The sequence below is a fragment of the Phyllobacterium sp. 22229 genome, from assembly GCF_052056495.1.
GTDB classification, from domain to species: Bacteria; Pseudomonadota; Alphaproteobacteria; order Rhizobiales; family Rhizobiaceae; genus Phyllobacterium; species Phyllobacterium myrsinacearum.
In genome coordinates this window covers 50458-65100 of record NZ_JBQEPA010000023.1, presented here as the reverse complement: position 1 = coordinate 65100, position 14643 = coordinate 50458, and the positions used below count along the sequence as shown (strand labels likewise).

The window sequence follows — 14643 nt, the reverse complement described above, 5'->3', positions numbered from 1 at the left end:
TCAGTGCCCCAACGCACTCTGGAAGAAGGCGACGATCTGCGTCGATCCGAACACCAGAACAATCCCCATGATCACCGATCCCGCGATGCCCCAGGTGAAGCGTCCGGTCCAGGCGAGAAACCCGCAGCTGATGACGGCCAAGATGGCGATCATCGAGGCAATCGGCCCGGTGAGAATGCCGATAAGCGTCTGCAGGACCGACTGCACCGGCTGCAATCCCGTCTGGGCGCTGGCACCCTTCATCAGAACGGCCAGGGTCATCCAGGCCAATCCCCCGCGGATGAAGATGCGCCTGACAAGCGATGGCAACAGACGGATTTTGAAAATGAGCGACTGAAAAAACACTTTGACTACTCCACGTGAAGAACAAAACCTTGCGTCCATGCACCGGCATTTCCGGCATCGGATTTGTCCGGCGCCTTCCTGCCCTGATGGACCACTTTTCCCGGCATTTTGCGGTCATCGAACGGCCGCCAGTCATAGACGTCCGAGAGCACGGCCGCGATGTAACGGACCGTCTCCGGATAGAAGGGAATGCCGCCGTTTTGCTCCACGGCAGCCTCGCCAGCGTTATAGGCGGCGAGGACATAGAGCGGATTGGCGTATTTGCCTTCCAGAAACTTGAGATAGCGAACGCCGCCGCGCACATTGTCCTCGGGGTCGCAAATATCGACCTCGAACCGGCGTGCTGTTGCAGGCATCAGCTGCATCAGGCCAACGGCACCGGCGCTGGAGATGCTATCCATATGAAAGCCGCTTTCCCGCCGGGCAACAGCAACGGCAAGGGCTACATCCGCATGCTCCTCCCTGGCGATGCGCTGGACCAGCGCCTTGCCATCCTCGGCCGAAGGCACGCGCGTGAACTGGCATGCTGCCGCATCCGCCGCCGGCAGGGGGGTGGTTGTCCTGCCGCCGGATGCCATGATCTTGACCGGCGGCATGCCGGGATCATTGGCCTCGACGGCGCGGGCTGCTTCCGGAACAGTCAGGCCAAGCAGGCAAAGACCGATCAGAATCCACACTGGCCGATGATCGGTGCGGGCGGAACGGCCTGCATCGACGGTGGCAGCGCTGCCGGACCTGTTTGCCACGCCGTTCATGGAGCACCTCGCGCGCGACGGCCGGAGGCGTTCCACACCATGCTTCCCTGCACGGCGGCAGGCCGCCCCGTCTGTCTGATATAGGGGGCGTAAAAAATCTCCGACACGGCGCCGGGCCGTCCCTCCTTGCGGCCCAGCTGCACGACGAGGGGCAGCGTCGTATGCAGATGATCGATGATCTCCGGCTTTGACAGTCCACCTCCCCCGCCAAAACCGCTTTGCATGACCAGCATTGCCAAGCGTTCATAGGCCGCGCGCGGCGAGTTCGCGTGAACTGTGGAAAGCGAACCGGGATGCCCCGTGTTGATGGCCTGCAGGAAATCCAGCGCCTCGCCGCCGCGCACCTCCCCGAGGAGCAGACGGTCGGGGCGCAAGCGCAGCGACGCTTCGACCAGGCGCCGCATATCCACCTGCGCGATGTTCTGATTGCCGCGCGAGGCAATCAGCCGGACATGATTGCCATGCGGCGGCACGAGTTCAGGCGTATCCTCGATGGTGATGATCCGCTCGTGCCCCGGTATTTCCCGCATCAAGGCATTGAGAAACGTCGTCTTGCCCGTTCCCGTCCCGCCAGAAATGATCATGGAGATACGGTGACGCAGCGCCAGATGAAGGAATTGCGCGATATCGCCCGCATCGAGATAGTCGCATAGGCCCTGTTCCTCGTCGGTCAGGGCCTCGGTCGCGCCGGTTACCCGCGCGCAGAGAAGCGCGCCCGCCTCGGCATAGTCGGAGAGCGACAGATCGCGAACGATTTTCCGCCGGATGGCAATGGCGCCTCCGTCCGGCGCCGCCGGCGGCAGCACCACCTGAACACGTGAACCATCCGGCAGGGATGCGGACAACAACGGTTCTTCTTCATTGACGAACTGATGGCTGGCGCCTGCAACCCGCTCCGCCATGAAGCGGATGCGTTCGCGCGTCAGCTCCGGAAGATTGAGTGCAACCATGCCCGCATGCAACACACCGGAACTGTATTCGACAAACACCCTGTGCGGTTCATTGATACAAATCTCGATGACATCCTGCCGTTCCAGCAGCGATCGCAGCGGCTCAAAGGCCAGCGAGATTAAATCATCATTGCGGGAGAGCATGCCCATCAAGAAGCCTCACGCGGAACGAAATCCCACAAGGCGGGTGCGGGCAGGGTTCTATTGTCCATAGCCGCCACGCCCCCTTTTCAGCTCCCGCAGCTTTTCACGCACCGGATCCGGGTAGAGATCGGAAAAATCGAGATCGCGGCGGACAAATATGGCAACCGGCGTGCCCTGATTGATCGTGATCGTGGGTGGAATGTTGAGCGATCCCTTCAAGGCCTCCCCTGCAACCTGCGCAAAGGTTTGCGCTGCAACCGCAGCGCCCTTTGCCGCCATGTTCGAGCCGATGTCGATACTGGGACGGGTCGTGACGGTACGGATTTCATTGGTCTTCGGATCAACATAGGTTGTCGTCACCGGGCCGGTATTCAGGCTGGACGACGTGTCCGTGGAAGCCAGTATCTGGCCGCCGGCGGAAATCGCGCTGAGCAGGATTGCGGAACCATATCGTTCGAAAACATGCCTGTTCACATCGCCGCTCATTCCCGAGCGGCCAAGCTCATCCGTTCCGATGGAACCGAGATTGATGGACACGCCATCCGACCGCAACAGCCGTGTCCAGACGATGAATGCCCTTGTCTGCCCCTGCGCCAGTCCGGCATTGTATTCACCGATCAGCCGCGTGCCCGATGGCACAAGAATACGCCTGCCGTCGAATGACCAGACGTCATCGGTGGTTATGGCGCGCACCATCCCCGGCAGATCGGTCTGAACAGCGGTTTCGAGGACACCCCGCAAAATGGTTCCCTGCGGCACCAGGGCATCGATGCGCGGGTTCTTTTCAGCCTTGGCCGTTTCGGCGGATTTTCCGGACAGGGACGCCAGAAACTGGTCGTTCGGATTGGTGGCCTGAAACGTATCCGGGCTTTTCTGTTTCTCGTCGGGGCTCTTCTCGTTGTGGGCCGGTTCCCCAGCGGTTCCCAGTTCCGAGACGATCATCGGCGAACGGTAGCGGTCCTGTTGCTTCGCATAATAGGCTGCCTCCTCCGCTTCGGCCCGGCGGCGCGCGTCTTCCTCGGCGCTGCGCCGCCGGCTTTCTGAATCATCAGTATTAACCGTCCTTGCTTCAATCGCCGCGGCTTGCGGTGGAAGGGGAGCTTCCTTCCTTTCCGGCGGCGGCGTGAGATTAAGCTGGCTCGAGCGTGACGGCATGAAGGCCTCGTCGGAGACAGCCCGCTCGCCCTGCTGCGGCCGGGGATTGCTGAACAGGGGTACGGCAAACAGCCCGCTGACGCCTGCCGCAAGACACAGGCCAATGAGACCAGCCCTCAATTTACGTTTTGGCTCCAGCAGGCTGGGATCCGTCCCTGCCTCGATGTCCAGACTGCGATGATAACCGGGATCGGGCATTGCCTATCTCCAGCTTTTCTTGGAGACAGGCACATCGGCGACAACCGCTGGCTGCGTTTTCCTGTTGAGATTGAACAGGCAGGTCGCATAGCCGCCATGCCGCAGCATCCACTGCCTGGCAATCTTGTCGACAACGATATAGTCGCCCTCGCGCCGGTAATTGGCGAGGATTTCCCGCTTGCCTCCTTCCACAATGAAGATCGCCGGGACATCGCCCTGGAACCGGAACCATGTCTTGACGCCGTCATCAAATGCTTCAGCGGGTTTGAGCGCGCGGTCGCCGCGGAAATGATAATCGGTATTGGCGTCATCATGCCGAAAGCCCGCACGGTTTGGCTCCGAGACCAGCCGCTGCGCCTGGGCCAGAAGCTTGGCGTCCAGTTCCACGTCGGGATACCGGAACTTGACCATGTAGGTCTGGTCGGACTGCGAATCCGGATGCGCACGCAAAACGAAGGTATAAACATGCCTGTCGCTGACGATGTTCATGTTCGTCGCCGCTTTCGGCTCCACCGGTTTGAGGAAGATGATGTTGCCCTTCTTGTTGGGTTCGATCTTCCAGGACATGCTGTCGCCAACGGCGACCGTTTCGATTTTTTCCGTGTCGCCCAAAACAATCATCGTCGACACACCATAGGTCGCATCAACCGCGACGACATTGCTGGGGTTGTAGACCACCGTCCTGACACGGGCATCCGCAGCGCCCCGTCGCGGTGCCACCTCCGCACGGACGCCGCCGTCCATCGCCAGGAGCGTCAATGCAGCACCAACCGGCAAGACCAGGCAGGCATGCGCAAATGTCCTCATGGCTGGTACTGCCCACCGGATTCGCCCTGCCCGGACACGCTTTCCTGATCGCGGCGATAGTCGACGACCTGGAAACCCAGCGGATTTTCGAACCGCCATTCATTGGGCATCGGCGCCTTGGAATACTGGAAATGGAGGAGGGAAACCCAATGTTCCTCCGCGCCCGATTCCCGTCCGGTCCGCTGCGTGGAAAACCGGATGACTGCCGTGAGGGTGTTGGGAAGCTGTATGGATTTGATCTTCAGGCCTACGCGGGTTTCGCGGCCATAGCGTGTCACCGGATTGTCCGCATTGGATGGGCTGAAGAGCGCAAACAGATCCCGCGCGGCATCGCGGGCCGACAGCAGCTGGGCAAGATCAAAATTGTCTTTCACCGTGGCCGGATCATAGGTCTCGCGCGCTTTCAGGTAGCGCACGACATACATGCGTGCGATCGCTTCGTTCTGCGTCAGGTCTCCATCGGCAAGCGGTTGTTTTATCTCCATGAATCCGGTCGTCTTGTCGACTTCAATGACATAGGGCTCGAAGCTTTTGAGCGGCAGGAGCAGGGCGAGACAGGTCAACGCCAGGCAGGCCAGGGCAAAGCTGATCACAGCCACCAGCCACGCGGTCAGCCGGGACCGTTTCACGGTACGGATGACATCGTTTTCCCAGCGAACGGCTTCGCTGAAATATCGTCTGTCCGGCCCGGATGCCGCCTCGATTATATGTTCATTCGGTCCTGACGCGCTCATCACCGCTGGCGAAACCTTGAAATCGCTAAAACTGAAAATTCTAAAATAAAAAGTGTGTAGTATCGCGGCGCCCTGTCTTCATCGCGCCGCGTTCGGAAAACCGCTTAAGTTGTAAATATCATGCGAATGCGGAACACAATTCGACTTTGGTCTGATGCCTTTCCCGCCGGCCGGAGAAAATGCGGTCCGCCGCGTCGTGCGGCAGACTTTCCTATCAGGTTTCAACGGCTCCGCGGGACATCAGTCAAGGCGGCACCATTCAGCCTCAGTCAGCCCAGGCCAAGCAGTTTGGCCATGGCCGGGAATGAATGGACGCATCTGACACAATCAATTCTTTCAACAACGTTCAAAATTCGCCATTGAAGCCAAGGGCCGCATCGGTTAGAACCGCTTCGCGCATGCGAGCTATCGCAGCCTCATGCACCCGTAGCTCAGCTGGATAGAGCGCTGCCCTCCGAAGGCAGAGGTCACAGGTTCGAATCCTGTCGGGTGCGCCATCAATACTCAGATTTTATTGGATAGGAATGCCCCGCACCGCTGAAGCCGCAGGTTCGGCCATTCATGGTTTTGAGTGGGAAAAGCCCGATTGGATCTCACGCCTGATATCGGCAATGAACTTGTCAACGGACTCGATGCGCCCATCGCTTGCCTGATCCAAGCAGATTCCGACTTTCAGCCCGCGCCGCTTCAAGGCCGGCAAAAAGGTTTTCAGCGTCGCATCAAGCTCCATCTGAACGACTTCGGTTTTGATCTGCAAACCGGCGCCCTGACCGATCGGCCCCAACCATATCTCGGCGAAAACAGCCGCCGGCCACAGGGGACAGCACATTGACGTCCCCGCAGGGTCATTGAGAATGAGATAGTTAGAACCAAGATTGATGGTGTAAACTGTGTAGGTTTCGACCGATTTCCTGATGAAATACTTGTAGCGTGCGGAATGGGAGAGCTTGAGAACCCTCGTTGCCTCGTCAATACCTGGCTTTGTCTCCATGTGCCCACCCTCATCCTTGAGGATAGACCAGAACAATAAAGATAGAAGAACATTTATTTCAAATTGTAGCCAATACAGGCAGCATGAGATTCAAGTTGAAATGGCAAGGGGTTAGAAACCCGATTGCCGCGCTGGAGACGGCAGGGTTTCGTGTGGATGCCCGCACTGCATTTTGCACAAGGCATTGGGCTTTCCTAGTTCATCGCCGCCGGTGTGATCTTACCCTGCTGACCCGCATTCAAACGCTGAATATCCGTTTCTGCTGCCGGTTTCGCCACGGCGTAATACCGGCCAAGGCCAAACGCCAATGCGGCCATGATGAGAACAACGCCGATATATTTCCAAGCCTTGGCTTGATACGGCTCCGGATCAATCGAATACATTCTGAACTCCAGGATGGCGGCACTGAGCAGTGACGATTGTCGCTGTAAAAACCCCACCATCACGAGGACGGTGGGGTTAAGCTTGCTCGGAACAGGATTTTGCAGAACGTCCTTCCATCGGCAGTTCGATTTGCCCGGCTCCCTGCACTCGATGGGAACTTGGACCTCGTCCTTCTCTGGGAAAGTGGTGTGGCCGCGCTGCTTCCGACATGTTGAATTTTTGACGGGCAACAGAATGGTGTTGCCAGTCAGGGAGATATCACCAGAACCGGCGTGACGTGACCGTGACGGAAATCCGGACCGGATCGGATTTTCAGTATTTTTTCGCCGTGCAGCCGTCAGCAGGCCATCCCGCTCCAATCTTACATCCAAGACTGGCCCACAATGTTCCTGCAATGTTGAATCCGTAGGCCTTCTTCAGGCAACGTCCTTTGGCGGCGATTGCGGCAACGCCGTTTCTGTCAGGCTGCCCTGTCCGCTTCGCCGTTCATGCGGGAGCCTGTTTACGACATCGATGGCGTTAAAAGGCTATTGATTTTACCGATAATATTTACCCAATCGAAAACAATACGAAATATCAAAACAATCTTTCATATTTATATTGTAAAACATTTATAAGTGCGATCACAATTTTGTTACATTAGAGTGATATTGTGTAATATTGGATTTCTGTCAAATATATACATAATATAGACTCCAATTAAACTTTAAGTTGCAAATAGGCAACAGTAAAAAATCAACAGCCCTCCACATTAAAAATTTGTAACTTGACATTTGACTCCGCCATCGAAGTCGCGGAATACGAAATTGTTACTATCAACTCATGGAGAGCAACAATGAACATTAAGAGCCTTCTACTTGGCTCGGCTGCAGCCCTGGTTGCAGTCAGTGGCGCACATGCTGCCGACGCAGTTGTCGTCGCCGAACCGGAAGCCGTCGAATACGTTCGCGTGTGCGATGCTTACGGCAAGGGCTTCTTCTACATTCCCGGTACCGAGACCTGCCTGAAGATCGGCGGCTATCTGCGGGCCGATGTCAAAGGCGGCGATGACGTCTACAAGGGCGGACATGTCAATCAGGGCAGCGATCCTGATGGCGATGGCACCTACTACATGCGCACACGCGCTACCGTTCGTTTCGATGCCCGTTCGGAAACCGAACTCGGTACACTGCGTTCGTACATTGAAACACGCTTTCAGTACACGAACGGCAGCAACGCCACGGAACTTCCCCAGGCTTACATCGAACTCGGCGGCTTCCGCATCGGCGTCAGCGATGCGATCTTCGGTTCGTGGACAGGCGCTGCGGGCAAGGTCATCAATGATGACGTGATCAACTACCAGTCCGGCGTAAGCAACCAGGTCAGCTACACATTCAATGCAGGCAATGGTTTCTCGGCGATCATCGCTGCAGAACAGGGCCGCGTACAGGGTGCCAGCTATTTCGATAATGACTATCGTATCGACAGCTACATGCCGCACGTGCTTGTTGGTGCCAAGTTCGAACAGAGCTGGGGTGCAATCTCGGGTGTTGCCGGTTATGACTCCAAGGTCGAAGAATTCGGCGGCAAGCTGCGTTTGGACGTGAAGTTCACCGACACCGTTTCGGCATTCGTCATGGGCGGCTATCAGTCCAACTATGACGATGCAGCGTTCGGCGCTCGCAACTGGTACGGCACCTGGGAAGGCGATTGGGCCATCTGGGGTGGCCTGTCCGCCAAGGTTTCGAGCAAGGCAACTGTCAATGCACAGGTTGCTTACGAATCCGAAGGCACCTGGGCTGCAACAGGCAATCTCGCTTATGAACTGGTTCCCGGTTTCACCATCACGCCTGAAGTCAGCTACACCAAGTTCGATGGCGCCCGTAAGGATTATTCCATCTCCAAGGGCGGCAACGACGATGCATGGGGTGGTATGATCCGCTTCCAGCGCAACTTCTAGGATCTGACACAGATCTGACGAGGTTGGTAGTGACATAGCAACGTCGTCCGATAGCGGACGCGGTTTTGACCTCCAGTCAAATCGTTCGCAGGAAACGGTGGGGTTCGCCCCGCCGTTTTTTTGTGCGCTGGTTCCGCCGATGCGGACAATGAACAAGGCGCCGGCGGGTGCGCGCGGAACCGCCTCGCCCCAAGGATCAGGGTGAATGCCATAGATGCGCCGCAATATGCGATTTTATGCGGTTCCGGGGGCATTTTAACAACAATTGCATTGACACGGCGGTCGTACCAAATTCGATTTGCCGCAACCTCGCTCCTGTTTGGATTGCAACGACAATGTTGAGAAGGCTCGTTATCGCAATATCCGCCCTTACCCTAGCAAGCTTTGTGCTTGCCAGCACGGCTGAGGCCGCACGATTTGGACTGAGTTTCGGCGGCCCCCGCAACAGCGGCAAAGAAAGCGGCAAGGCAAAGAGCAACACCCAGGGCAAGGGAAACTCCCGCGGCGGTCACAGGCGATAGTTTAGACGCGAAAGCCGCGCAATACAGATCAGGTGCAGACCCATTCGCGGATCTTGCATGCCTGTTCCTCACCGCCGCACAGATGCGTCGCCTTCTCCTCTGCCTTGCGCCGGGTCGCGTCCGAGGCGGCACCCCAGGCAGACAGTCCACCGGATGCCTTGCCGACCGACAGGGCAGCACAATGCTCATAGGGAAAGCCCGTCCCGTCATCGTCATTCCAGTGGCGATGATTGCGGAACACCGTCACGATTTTGCAGCTCTTTCCGTCTGCGTTCTCGCAATGTTTGAGCGCGCTGTTTTCCGCTTCGTCGCGCTTGTCCGCACCCCAGAAAAAGCCGTGCCGGTTATCCCCGGCGGAGTAGGCGATTGCGCCCCAGATTCCTTTCTCGGCAAGGGCCGGTTCCGGAATGGACTCGGGCGCAGACATATCGGCCGCCTGGCTTGCGGGAGAAAAACCGACGACCATTGCGAGCAGTCCGATCAAAAGGGCACGATTGGCATGCATATGAATGCTCCATTGTCTGGGGGTTGCACTATGGAAGCGCGGCGCGGTTTTCATCCTGCCACGCTCCCGACGGACACAACCACGCAGCTGTTGCCCGAGGCGATCAGCAGGGCTTGGCCGCCATTGTTTGCGAGATTGTAGTACGGTGTTCCGGAAAGGGTTTCAGCAAGCGTGCTTCCCTGCGGCAGGGTCGCGCTGACCTCCTGGCAGGGCTTTTGAAACGGCGCCACCCGGACAAAGGTCCCTTCACATCCGGAAGCGGTCGGGGAGGCCACCACAACACCGGCCGCCTGTTCCTTGTACTCGGGGGTGTCGTAGCTCATTCCGGCAACGGCCTGCACGGGATGCGCATCCGGGGACGTCTTGTTCCATTGGGTATTGACGGCATAGGTGGAGCCAAAGGTCAGCGCCTGTCCGAGCGCGGGGAAAAGATTGGCACAGGTGCGGATGCCGGCCTGGCTGATATGGGTGCGGAACGGCGTATCGTCGTTGGCTCCGGCGGGGGCCTGCGCCTGCGCGGTAGCGGCGGCCGGGAACACCGACCCCATAGGCGGATAGAACTGAAAAGCCAGAGCCGCTCCCGCAACGGCAATGGTCCCGATGCCCGCGAACCATTTGAGGCGGCCCGGCCGGGGCAACCCGGAACCGGCGGGTTCTCCCTCGCCTGCCCCGTTCCGGGAACGCGACAGGATACGATCATTGATCGATTGCTTGGCCAATTTGGTTCTCTCCCGCTACTTGATCGCCGACAGGGCAGCCGCCAAACCTTTGAACGGGGCCTCGATGCTGACGTTTTCACCCGAATTCAAAGAGTACGACACCCGCGCTGTTGTCTGTTTACCGATTTGCTGGCGCAGGACCGGGCCGACCGGCAGATAACCGATGCAGACGGCCGTGTCGCAGGCCTTCACCTCGACACCGACATCGCGGTCCATTCCGGCAAGCCCCAGCAAAATCTTGCTGCCAGCGCCGATCACTGCCGGAGCCCGCAAGATCATGAAGGGCTTGCCATCCACATTTGCCGCCAGGGACCAGCTGAACACCGGCGTTCCCTGCTCATCGGTGAAGGACTGGCTGATGTTGCATACCTTGCGCCGGGTCTTCAGGTTCTCGTCGCAAATCAGGGTCCAGTTCTCGAAGGGATGAATGATCCGGCGGTATTTGCCGATCGGCACCCCCTGCGGCACGAGCACATCCGATGGCTTGACCTTGTAGCCTGCCGCCACGGCCTGGCTGCCTGTAAGGAGCAGGCAAACCAGAACCCTTGATAGTGACGGAAGTCTCGCACGTGCCATCGCGTCAGCTGTCTCAGTTGAGGGTTACGCTGACACCCGCGCCGACGCCCACACTGCCGCCGGTCGTGGCGCCGGACAGGTTGGCGCGCACGCGTCCATTCTCGCTGGTGTAACCGGCGCCGAAAGCCAGGGCGCCTTCATTGCGCCAGTAGCCGCCGCCCATCGACACGCTGAGCTTGCCGGGGCGATCATCATAGCGCAGCGACGCGGCAGCCAAACCAATGGCAGCGGCCCGTCTGGCCTCGCTTCGCACCTCACCGATATCATTGTTCAACTGGCCCAGCTTGGAGTCCGTATAGGCATTGGCGCTGTTGAGCGTCGTCGCGCCAACCTGATCGGTGTAGGCCTTGGAGTCGGTGAATGTCGTGCTCAGCCCGTCCTTCAGTTGTTTGACATTCACCGCATCCGTATTGGCAACGCCGGTCGCAACATTGCTGATCAGCACAGGGGCATTGGGATCACCGCCCTGGAGCGTGATTGTATTTGTCTTGCTGCCATTGTTCGTGTCGTACTGGACCGCGGAGTTTCCCAGGTTGGTAATGCCGGTCGAGAGCGATGCAATCGACTGATTTGTTGCATAGAGCTGGCTGCCGTTGATGGCGTCAGTCGATGCTGCATTGATCTGGCCCGCCGCCACATTGGTGATCGTCCGTTCCGCACCGGCACTGCCGACACTCACTGTTGACGTCGGATTGGTGCCTGCAAAATTATAGGTCTTGCCGTTGATGGTGGTGCTGGTGGTTGCAACCACGGCCGAGGTGGTTGAGCCGGCACCCAGCGCGACGTCCCCGGCTTGCGAGGTGGCCTGCGCGCCCGCGCCAAGCGCCACATTGGTCGCATAAGTTGTCGAGGCTCCGGCACCCAGCGCCATGGACTGGATGCCGTTCGCCTGCGCATTGGTGCCCAGGGCGACTGAATCGGCAAAATTGACCGTGGCATTCTGACCGAGAGCGATGCCCCCCGGAGCCGTTTGCTGGACAAGTGCGCCATTGCCGATGCCGATGCCATTGTCGCCATTGACGACGGTCGATGGGCCTACCGCCACGGAATTGGTGCCCACGGCCAGCGAATCCGCCAGAGTGGAGTTGGCATGGAAATATTTTGTTGTCGTGGTGGCAAACGAAGTGAGGGCGCCGGAAAGCTGGCGGATCGTCACTGCATCGCTTGCCTGCGTGCCATCGGCAACATTGGTGATCTGGCGATAACCGGTGGCATTGCCGACCGAGACGGCGCCGAGCAAGGCAAGGTCGGTGGTGTTGTAGGGAATGAAGGTGCCGATCGTACCTGTCGCTGGCGCGAGGGCGCGGCCGGATACCGAGCCCGCACCGAGTGCGACACCGCCGAGCACCGTGGCCTGGGTATTGTAGCCGAGGGCCAATGAATCGGCGGCCGTCGACGAGGCGGCAACGCCCGCCGCCAGCGAATTGATCCCGGTGGCACCGTTATTGGTGTAGTTTGCCTGCTGCGTGCCGCCATCATTGAAGCTGTAATAGTGCGTGAGCTGTCCCGATACGGCCTCGATCGATTGGTTCGTTGCGAAGAGCTGCGAGCCATTGATCGCGTCCGTCGAAGCCCCGTTGATCTGGCCCGCCGCCAGATTGGTGATGGTGCGTTCGGCGCCAAGCGCACCAACGCTGACGGTGGAGGCCGGCGCTACACCGGCGAAGGTATAGGTGACGCCGTTGATCGTGGTTCCGGTTGTGGCAATCGCCGTGGCTGTCTGACTGCCGGAACCAAGGGCGACGTCATTGGCATTGATCGCGGTCGCCCCGTTGCCTAGCGATACAGAGCGAGCACCCGTTGCGGTGGAAACCGGTCCGATGGCAACCGAATCCGTCCCTGTCGCTGTTGAATCCGCCAGCGTCGAATTGGCGTGGAAATACTTGATGCCAGCGCCATTGTTGATGTTGTTGATCGTCGTACCCAGACTGTCCACTGCGGTATTGGTGGCGAAGAGCTGCGAGCCGTTGATCGCGTCCGTCGAAGCCGCGCCGATCCGGCCTGCCGCCAGATTGGTGATCGTGCGCTCAGCGCCCGCTGCACCGATACTGACCGTAGAGGTCGGGGTGGTTCCCTGAAAGCTGTAGGTTGTGCCGTTGATGACAATGCCGGGCGTGCCGACTGCCACGGCGGTGACAGAGCCGGAGCCCAGCGCCACGTCGCGGGCATTGTTCGCTATGGCCGTATCGCCAAAAGCCAGCGAACCGGCACCGAGTGCACTGCTGGTGTTGCCGAGCGCGACCGACCCCTGACCGATGGCCCTGTTGGAGTTGCCGATAGCCACAGCGCCATTGGCCGCATTTGCAGCCGTTGCGCTCGCTGTCCCGTCTGAATTGGCAATGTTGTTGGCGCCGCCGGTGAAGGCGCCCGTGCCGCTGGCATAGCTCGGATCGCCGATGGCAACCGCACCGTCGCCATAAGCGGTATTGCCGGCGCCGATCGACACTGCCTTGCCACCGGTTGCAGTTGCGCCGGTGCCGATGGCCACGGCGTCGGCTGAATCGGCCTTGGCGCTCGTACCGAAGGCGATGGCGTCCTGCGCGCTCGCATTGGCCGACTTGCCGATCGCGCTGGCGTTCACACCGCTCGCCGTGGCACCCAGTCCCACAGCGGTTGCACTGGCGGCGGTCGCCGTGGCATTGTTGCCGAGTGCGGTGGTGGAGACGTTCGTGGCCTGGGCTCCAGAGCCGGTTGCAACGGAACCTGCTCCACTGGACACGGATTGATTGCCCAGAGCCAGGGAGAAATCACCGGAAGCCTTGGCGACATTGCCAAGCGCTTGCGCGTTTAAACCTGCGGCATTGGCCTGGGAGCCGATAGCGACGGCATTTTGCCCGGCGGCGTTGGCGAGATAGCCCATGGCTGCGGTCCCCACCCCGGAGGCACTTGCCCCGTTGCCGACCGCCGTGGACTGGTTCGCCGATGCGGTGGCGGAGGTTCCGAACGCGCTGGCTCCGGTCGCGGTAGCCGAAGAGCTTGAACCGACTGCGGCCGACCATGCGCCCGTTGCGGTTGAAGCCGTTCCGAGCGCAACGGCCTCGAACGTGAAACCAGCAGGCGCGGTGCCGCTTGCATCGGCATTCGTGCCAATGGCAACGGGAGAACCGCCGCCCGTTCCAGCGTTTGCCTTGGCGCCGACGCCCATAGCTATGGCGGAACCGTTTGAAGATGAAGCGTTGGAGGACAATCCAATCGCCACCGAGGCACCGCCCGAAGAGCTGGCCGTCGAGCCAAGGGCGATGGCGTTTGCCCCGTTTGCCGTGGTGTTGACACCAAAGGCTGATGCCCCGTCCGCAAGTGCGCGGGCGTTGCCGCCTACGGCAAGCGCATTGACACCGGTGGCATTCGCGAAGACACCCACGCCTATGGCGTTGAGGCCACTGACGCCCATCGAATAGCCGATGGCAATCGAAGCATCGCCCGTTGCGGTGATAGCGGTGCCCAACGCCACGCCATTATTGCCATTCACATGGGCGCCAGCGCCGATGGCGGTTGAGGCGGCGCCGGGAGCCGTGCTGCCACATCCGATCGCTGTGCTTTGCCCCCCTGCGGAGGGAGTCGTGCAGTTCGCAACGTTGGTCAGAACACCGTTGCCAATGACAACCTGCGCGAAGGCCGCCTGCGGAATCATGATCCCTGCCACGGCAAGCTGCGCCCCAAGCACCCCGCCGGCACCGAGCGTGCCCAGTCCCAGCCGATTGCGTTTGATACCAAGAACACGGTGGGCGGACCGCAACACCGCCATCAGACGGCGGCGCACTGAGCGGTTGCCGTCAACCGCTCCCGGCAGCCAATGTCCAGTGGAACGGGCAATCCTGCGAAGAGCAGTAACGCATGACAGAAGCATCATTTTTGCAGTCCCTCTCAAATTAGCGGCGGCAGGTTCTTCCGCGAACCCCGCGTTCATTTCCGATGCACAG

The 14643-nt window shown here is 59.6% G+C and carries 13 protein-coding genes and 1 tRNA gene; 2 read left to right on the top strand and 12 right to left on the bottom strand.

The genetic code is table 11. The features are described from left to right. From ACTJJ7_RS23235 to ACTJJ7_RS23210, 6 genes are read right to left on the bottom strand one after another with little or no spacing between them, the layout of a single operon-like run. Complete coding sequence (locus ACTJJ7_RS23235; RefSeq protein ID WP_440968965.1) at positions 1–345, bottom strand: TrbC/VirB2 family protein; 345 nt, start codon at positions 343–345, stop codon at positions 1–3. A 5-nt stretch (positions 346–350) separates the two neighbouring features. Beyond that, on the bottom strand, positions 351–1100 hold the full coding sequence (locus ACTJJ7_RS23230; RefSeq protein ID WP_440968964.1) for a lytic transglycosylase domain-containing protein: 750 nt from the start codon (positions 1098–1100) through the stop codon (positions 351–353). Next, positions 1097–2200: a P-type DNA transfer ATPase VirB11 gene (virB11, locus tag ACTJJ7_RS23225; RefSeq protein WP_130268535.1), complete on the bottom strand. Its 1104-nt coding sequence runs from the start codon at positions 2198–2200 to the stop codon at positions 1097–1099. The genes ACTJJ7_RS23230 and virB11 overlap by 4 nt, the downstream gene beginning before the upstream one ends. Before the next feature lie 51 nt (positions 2201–2251). After that, positions 2252–3547, bottom strand: a complete 1296-nt coding sequence (gene virB10, locus ACTJJ7_RS23220; protein ID WP_440968963.1) for a type IV secretion system protein VirB10 — start codon at positions 3545–3547, stop codon at positions 2252–2254. Positions 3548–3550: 3 nt separating this feature from the next. Continuing rightward, entirely contained in the window at positions 3551–4354 is an 804-nt protein-coding gene (gene virB9, locus ACTJJ7_RS23215) for a P-type conjugative transfer protein VirB9 (RefSeq protein WP_440968962.1), read from the bottom strand. Next, positions 4351–5088, bottom strand: coding sequence for a virB8 family protein (locus ACTJJ7_RS23210; RefSeq protein ID WP_440968961.1), 738 nt, complete (start codon positions 5086–5088; stop codon positions 4351–4353). Before ACTJJ7_RS23210 ends, virB9 begins: the two co-directional genes overlap by 4 nt. A gap of 420 nt (positions 5089–5508) precedes the next feature. Here ACTJJ7_RS23210 and ACTJJ7_RS23205 point away from each other — a divergent pair. Then, positions 5509–5585: transfer RNA gene (locus ACTJJ7_RS23205), tRNA-Arg, on the top strand. A 62-nt stretch (positions 5586–5647) separates the two neighbouring features. Here the strand turns inward: ACTJJ7_RS23205 and ACTJJ7_RS23200 are convergent. Then, a complete protein-coding gene (locus ACTJJ7_RS23200) occupies positions 5648–6079 on the bottom strand; it encodes a DUF2750 domain-containing protein (protein ID WP_105737861.1) in 432 nt (143 codons plus the stop codon). 194 nt (positions 6080–6273) lie between these two features. Then, positions 6274–6822, bottom strand: coding sequence for a hypothetical protein (locus tag ACTJJ7_RS23195; protein WP_440968960.1), 549 nt, complete (start codon positions 6820–6822; stop codon positions 6274–6276). Between the two features lie 476 nt (positions 6823–7298). Here ACTJJ7_RS23195 and ACTJJ7_RS23190 point away from each other — a divergent pair, with 476 nt between their 5' ends. Further along, positions 7299–8402 carry a porin gene (locus tag ACTJJ7_RS23190; RefSeq protein ID WP_440968959.1) on the top strand — a complete coding sequence of 368 codons (1104 nt, stop codon included), beginning with the start codon at positions 7299–7301 and terminating at the stop codon, positions 8400–8402. A gap of 549 nt (positions 8403–8951) precedes the next feature. Here the strand turns inward: ACTJJ7_RS23190 and ACTJJ7_RS23185 are convergent. Genes ACTJJ7_RS23185 through ACTJJ7_RS23170 form a run of 4 tightly spaced genes read right to left on the bottom strand, consistent with a single transcriptional unit; the run spans position 8952 to position 14573 of the window. After that, on the bottom strand, positions 8952–9428 hold the full coding sequence (locus ACTJJ7_RS23185) for a DUF4189 domain-containing protein (RefSeq protein WP_440968958.1): 477 nt from the start codon (positions 9426–9428) through the stop codon (positions 8952–8954). A gap of 50 nt (positions 9429–9478) precedes the next feature. Then, positions 9479–10147 (bottom strand): hypothetical protein, encoded by a 669-nt coding sequence (locus tag ACTJJ7_RS23180; protein ID WP_440968957.1) that lies wholly within the window; start codon positions 10145–10147, stop codon positions 9479–9481. Between the two features lie 15 nt (positions 10148–10162). Then, positions 10163–10723, bottom strand: a complete 561-nt coding sequence (locus ACTJJ7_RS23175; protein ID WP_105737871.1) for an invasion associated locus B family protein — start codon at positions 10721–10723, stop codon at positions 10163–10165. Positions 10724–10736: 13 nt separating this feature from the next. Beyond that, positions 10737–14573, bottom strand: coding sequence for a YadA-like family protein (locus ACTJJ7_RS23170; protein WP_440968956.1), 3837 nt, complete (start codon positions 14571–14573; stop codon positions 10737–10739). Positions 14574–14643: the final 70 nt, after the last annotated feature.